Here is a 21,729-nt window from a genome sequence, read left to right as displayed (position 1 = left end):
TCACAGTGAGCTGTGCACCCGGTACACAGGGTCAGCAGAAAATGGACTCTGTGACTCAAGTCACAACAGGTGATCATGGTTTGCCGGTGACTCCCGGCGACGGCGGTCGTTCCGGGGCGTACGACCGGTCCTAGGACCGGCCTGGTCCCCTGGCCCGATGCGACCGCCCGGCACCCGCGGTTAGCGTCGGGGTGTGCTCCACACAAAGCCCCCCGCCCCGCGTCCCGAGCCCGTCCCCCATGCTGAGGGGGTGAGCAACGACGAGTTCCGCGCCGCACTCGCGCGGCTGGCCGCCGGGGTGGTGCTGGTCACCGCCCAGGAACCGCCCCTCGACGAGGACGGCCACGGCGAGGACGTGGGCATGACGGCGACCGCCTTCATGTCCGTGTCCCTGGAACCGCCCCTGGTGATGGTGAGCCTGCGCAACGGCTCCCGGATGGACGACCTGCTGGACGAGCAGCCGGTGTGGGCGGTCTCCGTGCTGGCCGCGAGCCAGCGGCACATCGCGGGCCGGTTCGCCATGAAGGGCCGGATCAGCGACCGGCTGCTGTTCGAGGACGTCCCGTACGTACGGGGCGAGGTGACGCACGCACCGCTGATCGGCGGGGCGCTGGCGACGCTGGAGTGCCGCACCGAGCAGCGCGTGGTGGCCGGGGACCACACCCTGGTGATCGGCCGGGTGCTCACGGCGAACCTGCCGAGCGCGGAGGGCGAACCCCTGACGTACTTCAAGGGGCGCTACCGCCAACTGGGCTGACGACGCGCAGTCCCGGGCATCCCGTCCTGGGACGTCCAGCCCTGGGCGTCACCGGTCGCGGGCCGACGCCTACCAGTCGCGGCCCGAGCGCCCGCGCTTGGTGTCGCCGCGCTGCTTCTTCTCGCGCAGCCTGCGTTCGTTGATCCCGCGCGGGATCTTCCGCTTGATCCGGGGCTTGGGCGGCGGCGCCGTGGCCTCGGCGAGGAGGGCGGCGAGCCGCACGGCGGCCGTCTCCCGGTTGCGCCACTGGGAGCGGTGCTCGGAGGCCCGTACGGAGATCACCCCGCCCACCAGCCTGCCCGCGAGCCGCTCCAGCGCCCGCGCCTTCCACACCTCGGGCAGCGCGTCGGTCGCCGCCAGGTCGAAGCGCAGCTCCACCTGGGAGTCGCTGGTGTTGACGTGCTGGCCGCCGGGCCCGGAGGACCGCGAGAAACGCCACATGAGCTCGGCCTCCGGAAGGGAGACCGAGCCGCGGATGACATAGGGCCCGGACATGACACCCATGGTCCCTTCCCCACACCCCGTTCGTCACCTTCTTTTGGGACAGCCGTACGAGCCGGTGCACCCGGAAGCCGGAAGTTCGGCAAAGAAAGTAAAGCGATGAGGAACCTCGTGGTCTGCTGCTTGCGTTATGACGGGTGACGGTAGCTTTCGTGATGGCACGAAGCCCGCACACGACGAGGAAAGGGACTTCCCATGGCAGTAAGCCTGTCCAAGGGCGGCAACGTCTCGCTCACCAAGGAGGCACCGGGCCTTACCGCCGTCACGGTCGGCCTCGGCTGGGACGTCCGCACCACCACCGGCACCGACTTCGACCTCGACGCCTCGGCGATCGCGGTCAACCCGGGCGGAAAGGTCGTCTCGGACGGCCACTTCGTCTTCTTCAACAACAAGTCGACGCCGGACCAGACCATCGTGCACACCGGTGACAACGTCACGGGTGAGGGCGAGGGCGACGACGAGCAGATCAACGTCAACCTGGCGGGCCTGCCGGCCGACGTGGACAAGATCGTCTTCCCGGTCTCCATCTACGACGCCGAGACCCGCAGCCAGAACTTCGGCCAGGTCCGCAACGCGTTCATCCGCATCCTCAACCAGGCCGGCGGCGCCGAGATCGCCCGCTACGACCTCAGCGAGGACGCCGCCACCGAGACCGCCATGGTCTTCGGCGAGCTCTACCGCAACGGCGCCGAGTGGAAGTTCCGCGCGGTCGGCCAGGGGTACGCCTCCGGCCTGCGCGGCATCGCCCAGGACTTCGGCGTCAACCTCTGACCCGTCGCTCCGAGCGCACAACGGCTTCACCGGAGCCCCCGGCCACGATCGTGGCCGGGGGCTCCGGCCTGTGTGAACCGCCGCCAGGCGGACCGCCCCACACCGAGAAAACCCGCCACTTCACCGAATACCGGACAGCCCAGCACTCCATTCGTACAAGAACTGGTCAAAAAAATGTGAGGCAATTGTCGGCACACCGTCAACTTCGCTCATTTGATGGCACGCTCTCCGCTCGTAGTCCCCCCACAGGACGACCAACGGAGAACACACATGAACCTCCACACCACCCCCCACAACTCCCGTACCCGCGCCACCCGTCGGCTCGCAGCACTCGCGGCGGTCGCCGCGATGGTGGTCGCCGGTGTCCAGGCCGGATCCGCCGTCGCCACACCCGGCGACGACGACGCCCGTACCACCGCGAAGACGCCCTCCACGGCCGCCGCCCTCGGCGTGAACCCCTCGGCGCAGCGCGCCACGGCCATCAAGTCGGCGCAGGCGGACGCCTCTTCGGCGGCCAAGGCGCTGAAGCTCGGCGGCCAGGAGAAGCTGATCGTCCGCGACGTCGTCAAGGACGCCACGGGCACGGTCCACACCCGCTACGAGCGCACCTACGACGGCCTGCCCGTCCTCGGCGGCGACCTCGTCACCCACACCGCCGCCGACGGCACGCTCAAGAGCGTGGACAAGGCGACGAAGGCGGAGATAGCCGTGGCGTCGACGACGCCGAAGCTGAAGGCCGCGGCGAGCGCCCGCAAGGTGATCTACGCGGGCGGCGGATCGCCCGTCCTCGCCTGGGAGACCGTCAGGACGGCTGTGCAGAAGGACGGCACGCCCAGCCGCGTCCACACCATCACCGACGCCACGACCGGCAAGAAACTGCACAGCTACGAGGCGATCGAGACCGGCACCGGCAACAGCCAGTACAGCGGCGAGGTCGAGCTCACCACCACGAAGGCCGGCTCCGGCTTCGAGCTGACCGACGACGAGCGCGGCGGGCACAAGACGTACGACCTGAACCAGGGCTCCTCCGGCACCGGCGACCTCGTCACGGACGACGACGACACCTGGGGCGACGGCACCGGCGAGGACCGGCAGACCGCCGCCGTCGACGCCCACTACGGCGCGGCGAAGACCTGGGACTTCTACAAGACGGCGCTCGGCCGCGACGGCATCGCGGGCGACGGCAAGGCCGCCTACTCCCGGGTCCACTACGGCGAGTCCTACGTCAACGCCTTCTGGGACGACAGCTGCTTCTGCATGACGTACGGCGACGGCGAGGGCAACAAGAACGCGCTCACCTCGATCGACGTCGCGGCCCACGAGATGACCCACGGGCTCACCTCCGCCACCGCCAACCTGGACTACGCGGGCGAGTCCGGCGGCCTCAACGAGGCGACCAGCGACATCCTCGGCGCCTCGGTGGAGTTCTTCGCCGACAACGCATCGGACGCCGGCGACTACCTCATCGGCGAGAAGATCGACATCAACGGCGACGGCACCCCGCTGCGCTACATGGACCAGCCGAGCAAGGACGGCAGCTCGGCGGACTACTGGGACGAGAACCTCGGCGACATCGACGTCCACTACTCCTCCGGCGTCGCCAACCACTTCTTCTACCTGCTCGCCGAGGGCAGCGGAAAGAAGACGATCAACGGCGTCGACTACGACTCCCCGACCGCCGACGGCTCGACGCTGACGGGCATCGGCCGCGAGAAGGCCTACCAGATCTGGTACAAGGCCCTCTCCGTCTACATGACCTCCACCACCGACTACGCGGGCGCGCGCGTCGCGACCGAGAAGGCGGCGACCGACCTGTTCGGCGCGGACAGCGAGGAGCTGAAGGCGGTCTCGGCCACCTGGACCGGGGTCAACGTCAAGTAACCCCAGCCGTACGGAACACGGAAGCCGGTCAGCCCTTCAGGGGCGGCCGGCTTCCGCCGTACAGCCAGGCGTCCCACAGCCGTCCGAGATCCTGCCCGGTCTCCTCTTCCACGTACGCGATGAAGTCATCGGTGGAGGCGTTGCCGTGCCGGTACTTCTTCGTCCACCCCCTGACCAGGGCGAAGAACTCCACGTCGTCGTCCACGGCGATCCGGATCCGGTGCACGACCATCGCCCCCCGCCCGTAGACCGGCGGCTCGGACAGCTCGGCGGCGGTCGGCGGACCGGCGGGCGGGAAGGCCCAGTTCGCGTCGTCCTCGTACGCCTCCCGGAAGCTCTCCTCGACCGGTACGTCCTCGTGGTCGGCGGCCCACAGCCACTCCGCGTACGTCGCGAAGCCCTCGTTCAGCCACATGTCCCGCCAGGTCTTCGGGGTGACGGAGTTCCCGAACCACTGGTGGGCCAGCTCGTGGACGAGGAGGCCGGTGTCGGGCGGGCCGGGGTAGACGGGCCGGTTCTGGGTCTCCAGGGCGTACGAGGAGTCGCCCGTCCGCTCGACGATCGCCCCGGCCGAGGAGAAGGGGTACGGGCCGAACTTCCCGGCCGCCCACTTCAGTACGGCCGGCATCCGCGCCAGCACCTCCTCGCTCGCGGCGGCCGACTCCGGGTCCACGGCGGTGAACAGCCGGATGCCGCCGGAGGTCACCGACTCCTCGGTGGCGAACCGGCCCACGGCGACGGTCGCCAGATAGCTCGCCATCGGCTCGGCGGTCCGCCAGCGGTAGGCGGTGCGCCCGTTCGCCGTGCGCCGGGACACCAGCTCGCCGTTGGAGATGGCGGCGAGCCCCTCGGGCACGGTGATCCCGATGTCGTACGCGGCCTTGTCGCTCGGGTGGTGGTTGCCGGGGAACCAGGCCATGGACCCGGCCGGCTCGCCGAGGGCGACCGCGCCGTCCGCCGTCGGCAGCCAGCCCTCCTTCGACCCGTCCGGGTCGGTGACGGTCCGCGGGGAGCCGGAGTAGCGCACGACGGCGGTGAACGTGCGCCCCTTGCGCAGCCGGCCCTCGGCCCCGGACGCCGGACGCAGCGTCAGCTCCCTGCCCGCCCGGTTCACGGCGGCCCGGCGGCCCTCGACGGTGGCGCTCTCGACGTCGAGCCCGACCAGGTCGAGGTGGAAGGCGCTCAGGTCCTGGGTGGCGCGGGCGGTGATCGTGGCCGTGCCGCGCAACCGGCCGGCGGCCGGGTCGACGTCGAGCTCCAGACCGTAATGGGTGACGTCGTAGCCGCCGTTGCCGAGCCCGGGGAAGTACGGATCGCGCAGCCCGACCGCGCCCGGGGTCCCCTCGACCCCGCCCGAACAGCCCCCGCCGAGCAGGGCGAGGGCGAGGAGCACGGGGGCGTGGGCGGTGCGGCGACGGACCGGGCGGGGGCGATTCACCCGGTCGATCGTAGGGCCTGTCGTGCCGCCGCCCGGGACCGTACGGAGCCGCCCGCCTCGGGGGAAGAACGGGCGGCTCCAGCTCAGAGGACGGCGATACCGAGCGGCCGGTTGCCCGCGGTCAGCCGAACCGGCTCGCTCTCCTCGTCGTCCAGGTCGACGACCGTGATCCCGTTCCAGTACCCGTCGCGGGTGAAACCGCCGGTGACGTACGCCGTGTCGCCGTCCTCGGACACCGCCACGTCCTCGTGCGGCCCGTCCAGCGGAACGACCCGTTCCCGGCCGTCGGGGGTACGGACGGTGAGCGAGGGGTCCTCGTCGTCCGAGCCGATCGGGCCGGTGCCGACCACGAGGAGGGTGCCGTCGGGGGCGAGGTCCGCGCCGTGCTGGTGGGTGTTGGCGGTCATCCGCTCGACCGTCACCTTCCCGGTGCGCGGGTCGAGCACGGCCAGCCGCTCCCCCTCGAAGGGCAGCAGCAGCTTGCCGTCGGCGGGGCGTACGACGGCGTAGTGCGGCTTCAGCCAGGAGCCGAGCCCACCCTCGGCGCCGTACGGGGCGACCTCCATGCGCCGAGTCTTCAGCGAGTCCGCTTCCACCGCCGTCACGTCGAAGGAGTCGTGATCGGTGGCGTACACCTCCCGGCCGTCCGGCGACACGTCCACGTCGAAGGGGCGCATGCCGACCGGCGCGGTGCCGGTCACCTCGCGGGTCGCGGTGTCGATGACCTCGACCGTGCCGTCGCCGCCGGGCACGTTGACCCCGACGTAGACGTGCTTCCCGTCCGGGGCCAGGGCGATGCCCATGCCGCCGCCCCGGTACTCGCCGGTGGTGACCGGGCCGGACTCCGTCGCGTACGGGACGAGCGCGAGCCGGGTCCGCTTCTGCGTGTCGACGACCGCGACACCCTCGGCGGTGGCGACCCAGGCCCGCCCGTCCTCGCCGACGACGAGTCCGTAGGGCGCGGTGCCGACCTTCACCGAGGCGATGGGGGCCCCGCCCTCACCGGAACCGTCCCGGCCCGGGTCGACGAAGGTCACGGTGTCGCTGCCGAAGTCGGCGACGAGGAGCGTGCCTTCGGGGGTGCGGCCGGCGGGGGCGCGCGAGGGGTCGGGGGCCGCGACGGTGCCGGACGCGGCGGAGGTGTCCGGGGCGCCCGTTCCCGGTGCCGCCTCCGTCGTACCGGACGCGCACCCGGCGAGCAGGGCGGCGGCGAGAAGGCCGAGGGTGAGGCGGCGGGCGCGGAGGGCGGCGCGGGGGCCGGTCATGCGGCGGTCCGCAGCAGGGCGGCGAGCTCGGCGAAGCCGCGTCGTTCGGCGTGGGCGAGCGGGGTGACCCCGTCGCCGTCCGGCAGGTCCCGGGTCGCCCCGGCCGCGAGCAGCAGCTCCACGACCTGCTGGTGCGCGAGCCCGCCCTCGCCGAGGATCACCGCCTCCAGCAGGGCGGTCCAGCCGAGCCGGTTGACATGGTCGACGTCGATGTCGGTGACCCGCAGCACCTCCCGTACGTACGCGACATGGCCGCGCTCGCTCGCCGGGATGAGGGAGACGCCGCCGAACCGGTTGCGCAGGGTCAGGTCCGGGCCCGCCGGCAGCAGCACCTGCAGCATCGCGACACTGCCGGTGACCCCGGTGGCCAGCCACGGGCTGTCCTCGCGCAGATCCTGGGCGTTCGGGTCGGCCCCGGCGGCCACGAGCAGCCGGGCCGCCCCGACGTGGTCGCCGTGAACGGCGAGGAGCAGCGGCGTACGCAACTCCTCGTCGCGGACGTCGACCCGGGCGCCGCCCTCGATCGCGGTGCGCACACCTTCGGTGTCGCCGGTGCGCGCGGCGGTGAGCAGGTCGTGATCGAGGGCGTTCATGGGTACTCCGTTCCCGTCGGTCGTGAGGAGGTGGCTACCGGGCGAGGGCGGCGACGCCCGCCCGGGCGAACTTCTCGTCGAGGTCGCCGCTGGGCGCGCCGGCCACACCGATGCCCGCCACCGGGGCGCCCTTGACCTGGACCGGGGCGCCGCCCGCGAGGAACAGGGTGCCGGGGATGTCCTTCAGGTTCGGGGCCTGCTCCAGGCGCTTGGTCAGCTCGGAGGTGGTGGCGTTCCAGGAGACGGCGGTGTACGCCTTCTTCACCGCGGACTCGGGGGACTGCGGGCCCGCGCCGTCGCCGCGCAGGGTGACGATGGTGTTGCCGTTGCGGTCGACGACCGCGACGGAGACCCGCTGGTTCTCCTTCTTCGCCGCGTCCAGCGTGGCCTGTGCGGCCTTGGTGGCGGCGGCGACGGTCAGGTGGGTGGTCTGCTGGAGGTTGCGGTTGCTCGTGTCGGCCTTGACCGCGGCGGCCGGGGCGGCGGCCGGGGAGGAGGCGCTCGCGGACATCGCGCCGAAGGTGCCGGCCCCGAGGGCGGCGACGACGACGGCGCCGGTGACGACACGGGTGCGCGGCGACAGCTTCTTCATGGTGGCTCCTTGGTATCCGGGGGCGGCCCGGGGGTTCGGGGTGCGAGGCGGTCCGGAGGTGTCCGGGCGTTTCGCTCTGGTATCGATCCTCCCGGCGGATCCGGCCCCGTACGGTCGGCGTACCGGCTGCAAGCGGCGCGCGGCTCGGCCGACGCCCCCATCAGCCGATCGGTTGATGCGGGGGTGACCGGATCGGGTCACCATGGAGAGGTTTACGCAGGTCAGCGACGGAACGTGAGGTACGGGGTGGAGCACCGCAGCGGTTCGCCCGCCCACGGCCCCGGCACCGGCACCGGCACCGGCACCGGCACGAACGCCGGAGGCGGGCCGGGCGGGCCCGGAAAGCCCGGCGGGCCCGGCGGGCCGGTCGGCGGCGAGGCCGGAGGCCCCGGGAGCCCCAGCGCGGACGTCGATGGCGGGCTTGGCGGGCCCGGCAGTGCGAGCCGGCCCGGCAGGCCGGTCGGCGGCGAGGCCGAGGGCCCCGGGCTCGCCGGCTCCGACCCCGACGCCCGCTGGCTCGCGCTCCTCATGCACGCCGCGTTCTTCCTGCTGCTGGGCGCCTCACTGACCCGGTTCCTGATGCGGCACCCCGGCGAGGCCCGCACCCCGTGGATCATCGCCCTGTCGATCACCCTGGCGGTGCTGTACCTCCTCGGCCCCGTCCTCGGCTCGCGCCCCACCCCGCGCCGGCTCACCTGGCTCGGCGTGCTCGTCCTCGTCTGGATGGTGCTGGTCGTGCTCGCGCCGAGCTTCGCGTGGTGCGCGGTGCCGCTCTTCTACACCGGGCTGCGCATCCTGCCGCCGCGCGCGGCCCTCGCGCTGGTGGCCCTCCTCACCGCGTTCGTGGTGGCCGCGCAACTGCGCCTGGCCACCGGCTTCGACCCGAACCTGGTGCTGGCCCCGCCCGCCGTGGCGGCCGTGGCGACCGCCGTCTTCGTCCACATGCAACGTCAGGCGGTACGCCAGCGGGAACTGGCCGCACGCCAGCGCGAGCTGATCGACGACCTGCTCCGCACCCGGCGCGAACTGGCCGCCACCGAGCGGCGCGAAGGCACGCTCGCCGAGCGCCAGCGGCTCTCCATGGAGATCCACGACAGCCTGGCGCAGGGCCTGTCCAGCCAGCAGATGCTGCTCCAGGCGGCCGACCGCACCTGGAGCGCCGACCCGGACGCCGCCCGCCGCCATGTCCGTACGGCCACCGGCATCGCGGAACGCAACCTCGCCGAGGCCCGCCGCTTCGTCCACGACCTGGCCCCGGCGGACCTGGCGGAGGGCGGCGGCCTGGAGGCGGCCCTGCACGCGCTGGCGGCCCGCGAGAGCGCGCAGGCGGCGGGCGCGCTCACCGTCCACTGCCATGTGGAGGGCACCCCGCACGCCCCGCTGCCGGACCGGGTGCAGTCCGCCCTGCTGCGCATCGCCCAGGGGGCCCTGGCCAATGTGCGGGAGCACTCCGGGGCGACGGCCGCCGGACTGACCCTGACCCACCTGGACGACCGGGTGGTCCTGGACGTCGGCGACAACGGCCACGGCTTCACCGTGGAGCCCGGCGGCCCCCGCCCGACGGCCGGCGTCCGGGGCCACGGACTTCCCGCGATCCGGGCTCGCGTGCACCAGCTCGGCGGAACGCTCACGATCGAGTCGGCGCCGGGCGAGGGCACGGTGCTCTCCGCCGAGGTCCCGCTCCCCACCACCCCGGAGGCACCCGCATGACCGGCCAGGCCCCGCAGACGCCCCCCGTACGGATCCTCCTCTGCGACGACCACGTGGTCGTCCGCGCCGGGCTGCTCGCCCTCCTCGGCAGCGAACCGGACATCGAGGTCGTCGGCGAGGCCGGCAGCGGCGAGGAGGCCGTGGTGCTCGCCGCCCGCCTCACCCCGGACGTCGTCCTCATGGACCTGCAGCTGGGCGAGGGCATCGACGGCGTCGAGGCGACCCGCCGCATCGCGGCCGACGGCACGGTCCACGTCCTGGTGCTGACCACGTACGACACCGACGCCGACATCACCCGGGCCATCGAGGCGGGCGCCACCGGCTACCTGCTGAAGGCGGAACGCCCGGAGGAACTCTTCGCCGCCATCCGATCGGCCGCCCAGGGCCGCACCACACTCTCGGCCCCGGTCGCCAGCCGGGTCATGGCCCGCATGCGCAGCCCCCGCCCCACCCTCACCGACCGCGAACGCGACATCCTGGCCCAGCTCTCCCAGGGCCTCGGCAACCGCGACATCGCCCGCGCCCTGTTCATCAGCGAGGCCACGGTCAAGACCCACCTGGGCCGCATCTACGACAAGCTCGGCGTCGACACCCGCGCGGGCGCGGTATCGGTGGCGAAGGAACAGCGGCTGCTGCCGTGACCCGCCGTATCAGCCGCCGTCGAACACCGCGTCGGCGTCCGTGGCCCGCAGCGCCTCGGCGAGAGCCTCCGGTGCGGAACTTCGCATAGAGGTGGGCGAGGTAGACGGACGCCAGGGGTCGATCCGCATATGTGTCCGGCAAACCCACAGCGCTTCACCCGTTCGTGGCGGCCCGCCCCGAACGGGCATGACACCATCGATCCGTGCTCGACATCGGCTACTCCCTCTCCCGTCGCTTCCCCGATCCCCCGCAGACCGACTACCGCCGCGCGGACGTCCGGGCGCTGCGGCACGATCTGTTCTCCGGCGACGTCTACCTCGCGGACACCAAGGCGGACCGCGAGGTGTCCACAGCCTGGGGATGGGTGCCGGTGCTCGACTTCGCGTGGGCGTTGTGCGACATCGTCGAGCAGATCGACCAGGACCCGCGCGGCAACCGCTCGCACCGGCGGCAGTACGCGGAGCTGGACTTCACCGAGTCCTCGGACGTCATGATCTTCGAGCGGCGCTTCGGCTGGGTCGACGTCGAGGCGGACTGGATGCCCGGCGACGAGCCGCCGCTCACCTTCGGTCACTCCCTTCTGCGCCGCGAGGCCCGCGACTTCCTGCACGACCTGATCGCCGACCTGGCCGACATGCACGACGGCCTGGCCGACAATCCCGTGATCTGGGACCTCCAGGCCCGCTTCCCCCGTATGTGAGGCCCCCCTCACGCCTCCACGCGCACTCCGATCTGCGCCGCGAACGCCGGGGCCAGTTCCATCAGCTGTGACGGGCTGATCACCGCGCCCGCCAGCCGGTCCACGCCCCGGGCGATGTCCAGCTCGGCCACCGCGCGCAGGTCCACCGACTCCATCCGGGCGTTGCTGAAGTCCGCCCGCTTCAGCACGCAGTCCCGGAACTCGACCCGGACCAGATGCGCGTCCCCGAAGTCCGGTTCGGAGAGCACGCAGCCCTCGAAGACGACGTCCTTCAGCCGGGCCTTGCGCAGATTCAGGTAGTCGATCTTGCCGCCGCGCACCACCACCCGCTCCAGCACCGCGCCGTGCAGCTGCACCCCGCCCAGCCGCGCGTCCACCACCTCCACATCCCGCAGCGACGCCTCCGCGAGGTCCGTGCCCACGCCCCGTACGCCCGTCAGCACCGCGTCGATGAAGCGGGCCCGCGCCAGCTCCGTACGGTCCAGGGCGCAGTTGTCCAGGGCGCAGTCCATGAACCGCGCACCGCGCCCCGACGCGTCCGCCAGGTCCACCCCGTCGAACCGCAGCCCGTCGTAGTCGCCGTCCGGCTCCAGGCCCTCGCCGTCGAACGGAACGAGCGGCGGCAGCCGCACCTCCGGACGCCGCGCCGCCACGACGGTCTCCTTCTTGCCTCTGGCCGACCTGGCCGCCCCTGCCGTCCTGCCCGCACTCGTTGCCATGACCCCATCGTGACGCACCCCACTGACAACGCCCCCGCGTCCCATGTCACGCGCCGCCGCCCCCGATCCGTCGCATCGTCAAAGAAGCGAAGGAGTTCCAGCCATGGAGCAGATCCACGTCATCGGCGGCGGCCTCGCCGGGCTCACCGCCGCGATCACCGCGGCCGAATCCGGCGCCCGGGTCACCCTGCACGAGGGCCACCGGACCCTCGGCGGCCGGGCCAGGACCACGGACGGCCCCCACCGCGCCAACGAGGGCCCGCACGCCCTGTACCGGCGCGGGCCGCACCGGACCTGGCTGGCCCGGCGCGATCTGCTCGGGCCGGTCGTCTCCGTACCGCCCCTCGAAGGCCTCCGGTTCCGTTTCCGCCGCGACGGGGCCGCCCGCCGGGTCCCGCCCGTCGCCCTGCTGCGGCTCGCCCGGCGCAGCGCCCGCACCGCGCCCGTGGACGCCGACTTCCGGAGCTGGGCCACCGGACAGATCGGCGAGGAGGGCGCCCGGGCCGCCGCGAACTTCGCCGCCACCGCCCTCTTCCACCACGACCCCGGCGCGCTCTCCGCCCGGTTCGTCCAGGAGCGCTTCCGCCGCCTCGCCTCGCTCCCGCCCGAGGCCCGCTACCCGGCCGGCGGCTGGGCGCGGCTCATCGAGCGGATGGCCGACCACGCCCGCGGCCTGGGAGTGGCCGTCGAGACGGGCGCCCGTGTCGACACCCGGAAGCTCGGCGAGCTGGCCCGTACCGGGCCGGTGGTCGTCGCCACCTCCCTCGACTCCGCCCGCACCCTGCTCGCCGACGCCTCCCTCACCTGGGAGAGCGGCCGCACCGTCCTGGTGGACCTGGCCCTGCGCACCCGGCGCGGTGACGCGTTCGTCGTGTCGGACCTGGACGCGCCCGGCTGGCTGGAACGGTTCACCGCCCAGGACCCGGGCCTCGCCCCGGCCGGCGAGCAGCTGCTCCAGGGCCAGTTCCCGATCGGCCCCGACGCGCGCCGGGCGGAGGGGGCCGCCCGCGCCGAGGACCTCCTCGACCTCGGTTTCCCCGGCTGGCGGGAGCGCACCACCTGGCGCGTCGAGGCGCTAGCCGACGGCCGCACCGGGGCCGTCGACCGCCCCGGCACCACCTGGCGGGACCGGCCATCCGTGGTCCGGGGCGACGGCGTCTTCCTGGCGGGCGACCAGGTCGCCGCCCCCGGGCTCCTCAGCGAGGTCTCCTTCACCAGCGGCCTCGAAGCCGCGATGCTCGCCGTGAAGGCGGCCGGACAGCGCTCCGGATCCGGGGTTGACCTCAACCGGACCTGAGGTACGAGGCTGGGAGCAGCAGCCCCGCCCCGCCACCCGGGGGCCGGGGCGCAGCCCGCCCCTACGTCCCCAGGGAGCCTTCATGCACGCCGTACGCCTCCACGCCTTCGGCCCCGCCGAGAACCTCGTGCACGAGAAGACCGAGGACCCCGTCCCCGGCCCCGGCCAGGTCCGTATCGCCGTGGCCGCGGCCGGCGTACACCTCCTGGACACGACCCTGCGGGAAGGGGGGACCGGCCCCTACCCGGCGCCCCTCGACCTCCCGACCGTCCCCGGCCGTGAGATCGCCGGCACCGTCGAGTCGGTGGGCGAAGGCGTGGACGCCGGCTGGCTCGGCAAGCGCGTCGTCGCCCACATCGGCATGGCACCGGGCGGGTACGCCGAACTCACCGTCACCGAGGCCGACCGGCTCCACGAGATTCCCGAAGGGCTCGGCGCCGCCGAGGCCGTCGCCATGATCGGTACCGGTCGCACCACGCTCGTCATCCTCGCGTTCACCCCGCTCACCCCGGAGTCCGTGGTCGTCGTGACCGCGGCGGCGGGCGGCATCGGCACGCTCGTCGTCCAGTACGCGAAGAACGCAGGCGCCACCGTGATCGCGCTGGCCGGCGGCCCGGCGAAGGTGGCACGGGCCGAGGCCGAGGGCGCCGACCTCGCGCTCGACTACACCCGCCCCGACTGGCCGCGCCACGCCCGCGACTTCCTCGACGCCGCGGGCCTGCGCGCCACCGTCGTCTACGACTCCGTCGGCGGAACCACCGCCCGCGCCGCCGTCGACCTCCTCGGGCCCGGCGGACAGCACGTCGTCTACGGCTGGTCCGGGCAGGGGCACGACGGGGGCCCGCTCTCCTTCAGCGACGAGGAGCTGGCCGAACGCTCCATCACCTCCGGGTCCGTCCTCGGGCCGCGGATGATCGAGCAGGGCGGCGGTCTGCGCACCCTGGAGACCCGCGCTCTCGCCGAGGCGGCGGCCGGCCGGCTGCGGCCCACCGTGCAGCGCTTCCCGCTGGCCGAGGCCGCCGCCGCCCACCGGGCGCTGGAGACCCGGGGCACGATGGGCAAGGTCGTCCTGGAGCCGTGACCGGGAGGTGACGACCAGGAGGTGTGCGGCTGGAAGACGCGCGGCTAGGGCGTGTCCGGGGCGGCGCCCAGGCGCGCCAGCGGCCCGTCCGTCAGGCGGTACACCGTCCACTCGTCCTGCGGGCGCGCGCCCAGCGACTCGTAGAACGCGATGGCCGGAACGTTCCAGTCGAGCACCGACCACTCCAGCCGCTGGTAGCCGCGCTCCACGCAGATCCGCGCCAGCTCCGCCAGCAGCGCCCTGCCATGGCCACCGCCGCGCCGCTCCGGGCGGACGTACAGGTCCTCCAGATGGATGCCGTGCACACCGCGCCAGGTGGAGAAGTTCAGGAACCACAGCGCGAAGCCGATGACCTCGCCGCCGTTCCCGTCGCCGTCATCGTCGTCGGCCGTCGCCACATGCGCGTACGCGGCGGGCCGCTCGCCGAACAGGGCCTGGCGCAGCTGCTCCTCGGAGGCGACGACCTCGTCGAGGGCCTTCTCGTACGCGGCGAGTTCACGCACCAGGGCGTGCAGGGCGGGGACGTCTTCAGGTGTGGCGGTACGGATCATGGGCGCAGCGTAAACAGCCCACGGACCCCGCCACACCACGTTTCCCCGGACACCCGGCGGGCCGCGGGGGGGGGCAGCCTCACCGCCCCAGCAACCGCCGCGCGATCTCCGCGTGGTCCGGGGCGAGCCGGACCTCTCCCCCCTCGGCCCCCCACAGCCCGTTCTGGAGCACCCGCCCCAGCGTCCAGGCCCGCGCCCGCTCCCGGTCCAGGCCCAGCGCCTCCGTCAACGCGTCGAACCGCCACACCACCTCCTCGGCGTCGAAGAGGTTGTCCAGCGCCGGGAACAGCTCGAAACCCGGGTCCCCCGCAAGCGGCTTCGGGTCGAGCGCCACCCACTCCTCGGTCCGCCCCGCGTCCGCGCGCCCGGCCAGGATGTTGTCGTAGTGCAGGTCCCAGTGCAGCAGCCGGTCCCCCGGCTCGCCCGCGACCTCCCGTACCGCCGCCGCGCAGTCGGCGAGCAGCCGCCGGTCCGCCGCGTCGGCCAGCAGGCCCACCCGCTCCGGCGCCTCCGCGAGCATCCGCTCCACCACATCGCCCAGCGTGCGCAGCCCCTCCGGCGCGGGCACCACCACCAGCCGGGCCAGCACCGCGCCGAGCGCCGTCACCGCGCCCCGCACATCGGCCTCGCCGGACAACGGCCGCCGCTCGTCGAGCCGTTCCAGCAGCAGCGCACCGCTCTCCGGGTCATGGTCGAGCAGCTCCACCGCGCCCGCGCCCGCGGCACCCCACGCCCGCAGCGCGACCGGTTCGCCCGCCGTCTCCTCGTCCACCGCCTGGAGCTTCAGCGCGGCGGGCCGCCCGTCCGACTCCCGCACCACCGGCAGGACCAGCGCGCACATCCCGTACAGGGACGGGCCGTCCGGCCGCAGCTCCCACCGCTCCAGGCACTGCTCGGCGAGGTCCGGCAGGCCGGCGACGAACGCCCGCCCGGCGGCTCCGTTGAACCGGGACTGGGTCGCGACGAGTTCCTCGGGAATGTCGATCACGCAGCCGATCCTACGAAGACGCCCCTCCCCGGGGCACGCGCATTCCGGGGAGCCACCCGGCCGCAGGAGACGGAACGGCCCCGCGCGCAGTAACGTCCCGCCACACGTACGCTCGGCATCGCACCGGACCGGGCAGGGACACCAGGGGCATCATGAGCACCGTCAGTACCGTCGTCGGCGGCATATCGTTCTGGTACGCGCAGGAGGGCACCCCCGCCCCGCGCGAACCCCTCCCCGGCGACACGAGCGTCGACGTCTGCATCGTCGGCGGCGGCTACACCGGCCTCTGGACGGCGTACTACCTGAAGAAGGCCGTCCCCTTCCTCAACATCACCGTCCTGGAAGCCAAGTTCTGCGGTTACGGGGCCTCCGGCCGTAACGGCGGCTGGCTGTACAACGGCATCGCGGGCCGCGACCGGTACGCCAGGCTGCACGGCCACGAGGCCGCCGTACGGCTCCAGAAGGCGATGAACGAGACGGTCGGCGAGGTCGTCCGGGCCGCCGCCGAGGAGAAGATCGACGCCGACATCCACCAGGGCGGCGTCCTGGAGGTGGCCCACACCCCCGCCCAGCTCGCCCGGCTCAAGGACTTCCACAGCGTCGAGATCGCCTTCGGGGAGACCGACCGGGTCCTGCGCGGAGCGCGCGAGACCGCCGAGCGCGTCCATGTCACCGGGGCCGTCGGCTCCAGCTGGACCCCGCACGGAGCCCGGCTGCACCCGGCCAAGCTGGTCAAGGGCCTCGCGGACGCGGTGGAGGCGCTCGGCGTCACCATCCACGAGTCGACGCCGGTCACCGAGATCAAGCCCAAGCACGCCGTCACCCCGTACGGCACGGTCCGCGCCCCGTACGTCCTGCGCTGCACCGAGGGCTTCACCGCGAGCCTCAAGGGCCAGAAGCGCACCTGGCTCCCGATGAACTCCTCCATGATCGTCACCGAGCCGCTGCCCGCCCGGGTCTGGGACACCATCGGCTGGGAGGGCCGCGAAACCCTCGGCGACATGGCCCACGCCTACTTCTACGCCCAGCGCACCGCCGACGACCGCATCGCGCTCGGCGGCCGCGGCTACCCGTACCGCTTCGGTTCGGCCACCGACGACGACGGCCGCACCCGACCCGCGACGGTGGCCGCGCTGCGCGACCTGATGGTCCGGCTCTTCCCCACCACGGCGGGCGTCCACATCGACCACGCCTGGTCCGGCGTCCTCGGCGTCCCGCGCGACTGGTGCGCCACGGTCACCCTGGACCGCTCCACGGGCCTGGGATACGCGGGCGGTTACGTCGGCTCGGGCGTCGCCACCGCCAACCTCGCCGCCCGCACCCTGCGCGACCTGATCCAGCAGGACTCCGGCCAGGCGGGCCCCACGGATCTCACCGCCCTGCCCTGGGTGAACCACAAGGTCCGCCGCTGGGAGCCGGAGCCCTTCCGCTGGCTCGGCGTCCACGGCATGTACGCGGCCTACCGCGCCGCCGACCGCCGCGAGACCACCTCGCCGCGCCCCGGCACCGACCGCATCGCGAAGGTCGCGGACCGCATCACGGGCCGCCACTGAGGCCGGACCAGGGCCTGTCGTCGAACTGCCGTCGTCGCCCGGCAGGCGGCAGTTCGACGACAGGCCCTACGGCGCGGGGCGCTCCGCCACCAGCACGCCCACCTTGTCGATCCGGTGCTCGGGGTTGCCGAGGTCGTCCCGCCAGAAGTTCCCGGCCGCGTCGTCCTCGGGCGTCGCGCAGGTGGAGAGCGTGATCATCGCCCGGGCCGGCTCCGCACCGGGCCGGCCCGGCACCTCGGCCCGCTGCTCGGCGAGCGAGCGCTCGCTGCGGAAGGAGGTCTGCCGGGTCCCGGTGATCTCGTACGTGTAGCGGGTGTCGCCCTCCGTCACGTACACCGGATCGCCCTCGCCGAGATCCGGCAGCTCGCGCAGGACTCCTCCGGCGCTCAGCCGGTGTGCGGTGACGAGGTAGTTGCCGACGTCCCCGGGCCCGACGCCGCCCCGCTCCCCGTACGGGCTGGCCGCCACGCCCCGGTCCTGGATCCGGCTGCCGGGCCGGTCGTCGGTGGTCCCCTCGTACGGCACCACGTCCAGGTCCTGGACGCCGATGGCGGGGATGTCGACGACGGCGACCTCGGTACGCGGGTCGGTGCGGTCGGCCGGGGCGGCGGAGGCGGCGACGGTGCCCGCGCCGACGGTCAGCAGCACGGCGGCGCCGGCGCAGGCCGAGGCCCCGAGGAACGTACGGCCACGAAGGCGGCAGCGGCGGCGCATGAGCTTCCCCGTCCGGGACGTCCGGGACCGGATCGGTTCCCCCGGCCCCTGTACATCCAGTACACCAGGACACCGCCCCGAGCGCCCGGGGATCAGTCGCGGGGCCAGGGCCGTCCGTCGAGGTGTTCGATGGAGAGGTTCAGCCGGCTGAGGGAGGCGGCGAGTTGTTCGGCCTCCTCCGGCGTCCAGTCCGCGAGGACCTTCGCGAGGCCGGCCAGATTCCTGGTCCGGTCGTTGTCGAGGCGGCGTTCGCCCTCGTCGGTGATGGCGAACTTGCGGGCGATGCCGCCGTCGGGGTCCGGGATGCGCTCGACGACCCCGGCCCGCAGCATCGCGGCGGTCTGCCGGTTGAGCGTGGAGGCGTCAAGACCGAAGGCCTCGCTGAGCTGGCTGATGGACATGGGGCCCTCGACCTGGATCCGGCTCAGCAGAATGTAGGCGCTGCGGTCGAGCCGCCACTCCACGCGCGGGGTCAGCAGATGCATGTACCGGCCGAGCAGCATGGTCTCGCGCTCGATCCGGTCGATGGGCTTGTCCACGCGCTCTTCCTTCGTCGACCAGGACTATCACAATAGATGTGCATTATGCATCTGTTATGCATGATGCACATTCCATGTATCTTGCATAGTCGAACACCGAAGGCACATCCGCCGACCCGCCCGGCAGGGCAAGAGGGAGCAGTACCCGTGGAGAGTTCACCCCCCGCAGCCCGCCCGGGAGGCGTGGTCGGCATCCTGGCCTTCGCCGGCATCGTGGCGGCGCTCACCCAGACCCTGGTGGTGCCGTTGATCGCGGAGCTGCCGAAGCTGTTCGCCACCTCCGCGTCGAACGCCTCCTGGGTGATCACCGCCACCCTGCTGGCCGCCGCCGTGGCCACGCCCGTCGCCGGCCGGCTCGGCGACATGTACGGCAAGCGGCGCATGCTGCTGCTCTCGCTCCTCCCGCTGGTCCTCGGCTCGGTGGTCTGTGCCCTGTCCTCGTCGGTGGTCCCGATGATCGCCGGGCGCGGACTCCAGGGCCTGGGCATGGGCGTCGTCCCGCTCGGCATCAGCCTGCTGCGTGATGCCGTACCGGCCGAGAAGCTCGGCCCGTCCATCGCGATCATGAGCGCCTCGATGGGCGTCGGCGGTGCGCTGGGCCTGCCGTTCGCCGCCGCCATCGCGGAGAACACCAGCTGGCGGGTGCTGTTCTGGGTGGTCGCCGTGCTGGCCCTCGCGGTCGGCGCGCTGATCCTGGCCCTGGTCCCCGGGGACCGCCCGGCCACCGGGTCCGGAGGCTTCGACCTGCTCGGGGCCGTCGGGCTCGGCGCCGCCCTGATCTGTCTGCTGCTCGCCGTCTCCAAGGGCGCCGACTGGGGCTGGGGCAGCGCGACGACGCTCACGCTCTTCGCCGCCGTACTGGTGCTGCTGCCCGCCTGGGGCTGGTGGGAACTGCGCCTGAGCGACCCGCTGGTCGACCTGCGCGTCACCGCCCGCCCCCAGGTCCTGATGACGAACACCGCCTCGATCCTGGTCGGCTTCGCGATGTACGCCCAGTCCCTCGTCGTGCCCCAGCTGCTTCAGCTGCCCGAGGCCACCGGCTACGGCCTGGGGCAGTCGATGCTCGCGATGGGCCTCTGGATGGCTCCGGCGGGCCTGATGATGATGGCGATGTCCCCGGTCGGCGCGAGGTTGTCCGCCGCCAAGGGCCCGAAGGTCACCCTGGCCGTCGGCAGCCTGCTCATCGCGGCCGGCTACGGCCTGTCCGTACCGCTGATCGGCGCGGACTCCCCGTGGAGCCTGCTGGTCGTCACCCTCGTCTGCAACTCCGGCGTCGGCTTCGCGTACGGGGCGATGCCCGCGCTCATCATGGGCGCGGTGCCCCCGTCCGAGACCGCGTCGGCGAACAGCTTCAACTCCCTGATGCGCTCGATCGGCACGTCCTTCGCGGCGGCGGTGATCGGTGTGGTCCTGGCCCGGATGACCACGGACTTCGGCGGCTTCGCGCAGGCCTCCCAGGACGGTTTCCGCGTCGCGATGCTGATCGGCTGCGGGGTCGGCCTCGCCGCCGCGGCCGTCGCCGCCCTCATCCCCGTACGCCCGGCGACCGCGCTCCTTCCGCCCGCCGCCGCGACCGGACCGGCGGGGACGCGGGAAGCCTCGGAAGCGCCGGAAGCGCCGGAAGCGCCGAAGGCTTCGCAGACCAAGGCCTGAGCGGTACGCGTACGGGTGCGGGCTGCGGCCCGGGGTCCAGGGTCCGGCGGGGTGAACCGCCGGACCCCGGAACGCATGTCGTACGTACGGTGCCGATACGCGCGTACGTCAGCGGCCCAGCCGCAGCAGCCGCCCCGACCTCGCCGTGGCGACCAGCTCCTCGACGGTGGCGAGCTTCACCCGGGGCCGCCCGTCACGCCGCCCACGGTCCCGTTCGGCACGGTCGATCGCGGCCAGGCCCCGGGCGTCCACGACCCGGCGGTTGCGCTGCCGGGCGAGGCGCCGGAAGGCCTTGGCGTCACCCGTCGGGGTGGGCAGCGTCCCGGCGACCGCGTCGGCCAGGAGCGTGCCGACCGTCTCGGCCGCGCAGGTGCGGTTGGCGCCGATCCCGCCGGACGGCCCCCGCTTGATCCAGCCGACCACATAGCTGCCGGGCAGCCCGGCGACCCGGCCGCCCTCGTGCGGGACGGTGCCCGAGGCCTCGTCGAACGGCAGCCCGGGAACCGGCAGGCCCCGGTAGCCGATGGCCCGCAGCAACAGCCCGGCACGCAGGTCCGCCGTACCGCCACCGTCGCTGCCCTCCGTGACGCGTACGGAGCGCACGCCGCCGGCCTCGCCGAGGATCTCCACGACCTCGGAGTGGAAGCGGAGCACGATGCGTCGCTCACCGCGCGCGGGGGACGCGGCGTCCGCCGGGACCCGGGGCAGCCCCCGCAGCACCCCGGCCCGGTCTCCCGCCCCGGCCGCGTCGATCGCCGCCCCCGTACGCGGATCGTGGTCGTCCACGACCAGCTCCACGCCCGGCAGATGCTTCAGCGCGAGGAGTTCGGAACGGGTGTAAGCGGCGTCCTCGGGCCCCCGCCGCCCCAGCACCACCACCTCCCGGACCCGGCTCGCCCGCAGGGCCTCCAGAGCATGGGACGCGATGTCGGTGCCCGCGAGCGCCTCCGGGTCGGCGACGAGGATCCGGGCGACGTCCAGGGCGACATTGCCGTTGCCCACCACGACGACCCGCTCGGCCGACAGATCGACGCCCTGCGCGACGGCCTCCGGATGGGCGTTGTACCAGGCCACGAACGAGGTCGCGGAGACACACCCCGGGCCGTCCTCACCCGGCACCCCGAGCCGCTTGTCCGTGGACGCGCCGACCGCGTAGACCACCGCGTCGTGATGGGCGGACAGCTCCTCGGCGGTGACGTCCCGGCCCACCTCGATGCCCAGGTGCATCCGGACCCGGGGGTGGGAGTGGAACCGCGAGAAGGTGTCGCCGACCTTCTTGGTCGCGGGGTGGTCGGGGGCCACCCCGTACCGGACGAGCCCGCCGGCCACCGGAAGCCGGTCGATCAGGGTGACCTCGGCGGCGGTGTGCAGCAGCAGATCCTGCGCCGCGTACATCCCGGCGGGACCGGTACCGACGACGGCCACCCGCAGCGGCCCGAAGTCGGACGGCAGACTGCGCTCGAAGACCGGCTCGCCCCAGACATGGAAGTTGGGACCCTCCACCCCGCCCCCGGCGGGAGGGGACGCCTCCCCCTCGTAATAGGCGGCGTTGATGTCCGCGTACTCCCGCTGCCCGGCGGACAGCGCGTCCACCGGGAAGATCGCGTCCACCGGGCAGGCGTCCGCGCAGGCGCCGCAGTCGATGCACGCCCGGGGGTCGATGTGGAGCATCTCCGTGGAGCCGAAGGCACGTTCCTCCGGCGTCGGGTGGATGCAGTTGACCGGGCACACGGCCACACAGGTGGCGTCGTTGCAGCAGGTCTGGGTGATCGCGTAGGTCATGG

21 protein-coding genes are annotated in these 21,729 nt (G+C 73.3%); 10 read left to right on the top strand and 11 right to left on the bottom strand.

Going from position 1 to position 21,729, the window contains the following annotated elements; translation table 11 throughout:
• Positions 1–250 precede the first annotated feature (250 nt).
• A complete protein-coding gene (locus tag AC0VY3_RS02035) occupies positions 251–757 on the top strand; it encodes a flavin reductase family protein (protein ID WP_103509569.1) in 507 nt (168 codons plus the stop codon).
• Between the two features lie 69 nt (positions 758–826).
• Here AC0VY3_RS02035 and arfB read toward each other — a convergent pair whose 3' ends face one another.
• The gene (gene arfB, locus AC0VY3_RS02030) at positions 827–1,261 is read right to left on the bottom strand and encodes an alternative ribosome rescue aminoacyl-tRNA hydrolase ArfB (RefSeq protein ID WP_006125578.1); all 435 of its coding nucleotides are present in this window, start codon (positions 1,259–1,261) and stop codon (positions 827–829) included.
• A gap of 192 nt (positions 1,262–1,453) precedes the next feature.
• Between arfB and AC0VY3_RS02025 the strand changes: the two genes are divergently transcribed.
• Positions 1,454–2,029, top strand: coding sequence for a TerD family protein (locus AC0VY3_RS02025; protein ID WP_103509571.1), 576 nt, complete (start codon positions 1,454–1,456; stop codon positions 2,027–2,029).
• A 270-nt stretch (positions 2,030–2,299) separates the two neighbouring features.
• On the top strand, positions 2,300–3,910 hold the full coding sequence (locus AC0VY3_RS02020; protein ID WP_475548757.1) for a M4 family metallopeptidase: 1,611 nt from the start codon (positions 2,300–2,302) through the stop codon (positions 3,908–3,910).
• A gap of 28 nt (positions 3,911–3,938) precedes the next feature.
• Here the strand turns inward: AC0VY3_RS02020 and AC0VY3_RS02015 are convergent, their stop codons facing one another.
• The 4 genes from AC0VY3_RS02015 to AC0VY3_RS02000 form a co-directional block, all read right to left on the bottom strand.
• Positions 3,939–5,348 carry a M1 family metallopeptidase gene (locus AC0VY3_RS02015; protein WP_475548756.1) on the bottom strand — a complete coding sequence of 470 codons (1,410 nt, stop codon included), beginning with the start codon at positions 5,346–5,348 and terminating at the stop codon, positions 3,939–3,941.
• Positions 5,349–5,431: 83 nt separating this feature from the next.
• Complete coding sequence (locus tag AC0VY3_RS02010; protein WP_475548755.1) at positions 5,432–6,613, bottom strand: YncE family protein; 1,182 nt, start codon at positions 6,611–6,613, stop codon at positions 5,432–5,434.
• Complete coding sequence (locus AC0VY3_RS02005; RefSeq protein ID WP_103509577.1) at positions 6,610–7,206, bottom strand: ankyrin repeat domain-containing protein; 597 nt, start codon at positions 7,204–7,206, stop codon at positions 6,610–6,612. Before AC0VY3_RS02005 ends, AC0VY3_RS02010 begins: the two co-directional genes overlap by 4 nt.
• 34 nt (positions 7,207–7,240) lie before the next feature.
• The gene (locus AC0VY3_RS02000; protein ID WP_475548754.1) at positions 7,241–7,798 is read right to left on the bottom strand and encodes a GlcG/HbpS family heme-binding protein; all 558 of its coding nucleotides are present in this window, start codon (positions 7,796–7,798) and stop codon (positions 7,241–7,243) included.
• Between the two features lie 234 nt (positions 7,799–8,032).
• Between AC0VY3_RS02000 and AC0VY3_RS01995 the strand changes: the two genes are divergently transcribed.
• The 3 genes from AC0VY3_RS01995 (at position 8,033) to AC0VY3_RS01985 (ending at position 10,850) form a co-directional block, all read left to right on the top strand.
• Positions 8,033–9,508, top strand: a complete 1,476-nt coding sequence (locus AC0VY3_RS01995; RefSeq protein ID WP_475548753.1) for a sensor histidine kinase — start codon at positions 8,033–8,035, stop codon at positions 9,506–9,508.
• Complete coding sequence (locus AC0VY3_RS01990) at positions 9,505–10,149, top strand: response regulator (protein WP_030078218.1); 645 nt, start codon at positions 9,505–9,507, stop codon at positions 10,147–10,149. Before AC0VY3_RS01995 ends, AC0VY3_RS01990 begins: the two co-directional genes overlap by 4 nt.
• A 203-nt stretch (positions 10,150–10,352) precedes the next feature.
• Complete coding sequence (locus AC0VY3_RS01985; protein ID WP_103508095.1) at positions 10,353–10,850, top strand: hypothetical protein; 498 nt, start codon at positions 10,353–10,355, stop codon at positions 10,848–10,850.
• An 8-nt stretch (positions 10,851–10,858) separates the two neighbouring features.
• On the opposite strand, the gene AC0VY3_RS01980 is transcribed toward AC0VY3_RS01985, so the two are convergent.
• A complete protein-coding gene (locus AC0VY3_RS01980) occupies positions 10,859–11,569 on the bottom strand; it encodes a pentapeptide repeat-containing protein (RefSeq protein WP_181010775.1) in 711 nt (236 codons plus the stop codon).
• Positions 11,570–11,672: 103 nt separating this feature from the next.
• Here AC0VY3_RS01980 and AC0VY3_RS01975 point away from each other — a divergent pair, with 103 nt between their 5' ends.
• On the top strand, positions 11,673–12,866 hold the full coding sequence (locus AC0VY3_RS01975; protein WP_475548752.1) for an NAD(P)-binding protein: 1,194 nt from the start codon (positions 11,673–11,675) through the stop codon (positions 12,864–12,866).
• A gap of 82 nt (positions 12,867–12,948) precedes the next feature.
• Positions 12,949–13,947, top strand: coding sequence for a zinc-binding dehydrogenase (locus AC0VY3_RS01970; RefSeq protein ID WP_475548751.1), 999 nt, complete (start codon positions 12,949–12,951; stop codon positions 13,945–13,947).
• A 44-nt stretch (positions 13,948–13,991) separates the two neighbouring features.
• Here AC0VY3_RS01970 and AC0VY3_RS01965 read toward each other — a convergent pair whose 3' ends face one another.
• Both AC0VY3_RS01965 and AC0VY3_RS01960 read right to left on the bottom strand, forming a co-directional pair.
• Positions 13,992–14,498 carry an N-acetyltransferase family protein gene (locus AC0VY3_RS01965; RefSeq protein ID WP_475548750.1) on the bottom strand — a complete coding sequence of 169 codons (507 nt, stop codon included), beginning with the start codon at positions 14,496–14,498 and terminating at the stop codon, positions 13,992–13,994.
• Between the two features lie 79 nt (positions 14,499–14,577).
• Positions 14,578–15,486, bottom strand: a complete 909-nt coding sequence (locus AC0VY3_RS01960; RefSeq protein WP_475548749.1) for an aminoglycoside phosphotransferase family protein — start codon at positions 15,484–15,486, stop codon at positions 14,578–14,580.
• 152 nt (positions 15,487–15,638) lie between these two features.
• Between AC0VY3_RS01960 and AC0VY3_RS01955 the strand changes: the two genes are divergently transcribed.
• Complete coding sequence (locus AC0VY3_RS01955; RefSeq protein WP_475548748.1) at positions 15,639–17,039, top strand: NAD(P)/FAD-dependent oxidoreductase; 1,401 nt, start codon at positions 15,639–15,641, stop codon at positions 17,037–17,039.
• A gap of 66 nt (positions 17,040–17,105) precedes the next feature.
• Here the strand turns inward: AC0VY3_RS01955 and AC0VY3_RS01950 are convergent, their stop codons facing one another.
• Both AC0VY3_RS01950 and AC0VY3_RS01945 read right to left on the bottom strand, forming a co-directional pair.
• Positions 17,106–17,753 (bottom strand): class E sortase, encoded by a 648-nt coding sequence (locus AC0VY3_RS01950; RefSeq protein WP_242742236.1) that lies wholly within the window; start codon positions 17,751–17,753, stop codon positions 17,106–17,108.
• Positions 17,754–17,845: 92 nt separating this feature from the next.
• Positions 17,846–18,292, bottom strand: a complete 447-nt coding sequence (locus AC0VY3_RS01945; RefSeq protein ID WP_475548747.1) for a MarR family winged helix-turn-helix transcriptional regulator — start codon at positions 18,290–18,292, stop codon at positions 17,846–17,848.
• Positions 18,293–18,439: 147 nt separating this feature from the next.
• Between AC0VY3_RS01945 and AC0VY3_RS01940 the strand changes: the two genes are divergently transcribed.
• Complete coding sequence (locus AC0VY3_RS01940; protein ID WP_475548746.1) at positions 18,440–19,945, top strand: MFS transporter; 1,506 nt, start codon at positions 18,440–18,442, stop codon at positions 19,943–19,945.
• 108 nt (positions 19,946–20,053) lie between these two features.
• Here the strand turns inward: AC0VY3_RS01940 and AC0VY3_RS01935 are convergent, their stop codons facing one another.
• On the bottom strand, positions 20,054–21,727 hold the full coding sequence (locus AC0VY3_RS01935) for an FAD-dependent oxidoreductase (RefSeq protein ID WP_103508087.1): 1,674 nt from the start codon (positions 21,725–21,727) through the stop codon (positions 20,054–20,056).
• Positions 21,728–21,729 lie beyond the last annotated feature (2 nt).

It is taken from the genome of Streptomyces sp. iso_384 (assembly GCF_056172905.1).
The sequence above is the reverse complement of the archived record's forward strand: the minus strand, read 5'-3'. Positions and strand labels throughout refer to the sequence as shown.

Bases quoted from the DNA above. Each gene is read 5' to 3' on its own strand.
- AC0VY3_RS01975 (WP_475548752.1), top strand. From the start codon at position 11,673: ATGGAGCAGATCCACGTCATCGGCGGCGGCCTCGCCGGGCTCACCGCC.
- AC0VY3_RS01935 (WP_103508087.1), bottom strand. From the start codon at position 21,727: ATGACCTACGCGATCACCCAGACCTGCTGCAACGACGCCACCTGTGTG.
- arfB (WP_006125578.1), bottom strand. From the start codon at position 1,261: ATGGGTGTCATGTCCGGGCCCTATGTCATCCGCGGCTCGGTCTCCCTT.
- AC0VY3_RS02010 (WP_475548755.1), bottom strand. From the start codon at position 6,613: ATGACCGGCCCCCGCGCCGCCCTCCGCGCCCGCCGCCTCACCCTCGGC.
- AC0VY3_RS01970 (WP_475548751.1), top strand. From the start codon at position 12,949: ATGCACGCCGTACGCCTCCACGCCTTCGGCCCCGCCGAGAACCTCGTG.
- AC0VY3_RS02000 (WP_475548754.1), bottom strand. From the start codon at position 7,798: ATGAAGAAGCTGTCGCCGCGCACCCGTGTCGTCACCGGCGCCGTCGTC.
- AC0VY3_RS02025 (WP_103509571.1), top strand. From the start codon at position 1,454: ATGGCAGTAAGCCTGTCCAAGGGCGGCAACGTCTCGCTCACCAAGGAG.
- AC0VY3_RS01980 (WP_181010775.1), bottom strand. From the start codon at position 11,569: ATGGCAACGAGTGCGGGCAGGACGGCAGGGGCGGCCAGGTCGGCCAGA.
- AC0VY3_RS01950 (WP_242742236.1), bottom strand. From the start codon at position 17,753: ATGCGCCGCCGCTGCCGCCTTCGTGGCCGTACGTTCCTCGGGGCCTCG.
- AC0VY3_RS01955 (WP_475548748.1), top strand. From the start codon at position 15,639: ATGAGCACCGTCAGTACCGTCGTCGGCGGCATATCGTTCTGGTACGCG.
- AC0VY3_RS01990 (WP_030078218.1), top strand. From the start codon at position 9,505: ATGACCGGCCAGGCCCCGCAGACGCCCCCCGTACGGATCCTCCTCTGC.
- AC0VY3_RS02020 (WP_475548757.1), top strand. From the start codon at position 2,300: ATGAACCTCCACACCACCCCCCACAACTCCCGTACCCGCGCCACCCGT.
- AC0VY3_RS01965 (WP_475548750.1), bottom strand. From the start codon at position 14,498: ATGATCCGTACCGCCACACCTGAAGACGTCCCCGCCCTGCACGCCCTG.
- AC0VY3_RS02005 (WP_103509577.1), bottom strand. From the start codon at position 7,206: ATGAACGCCCTCGATCACGACCTGCTCACCGCCGCGCGCACCGGCGAC.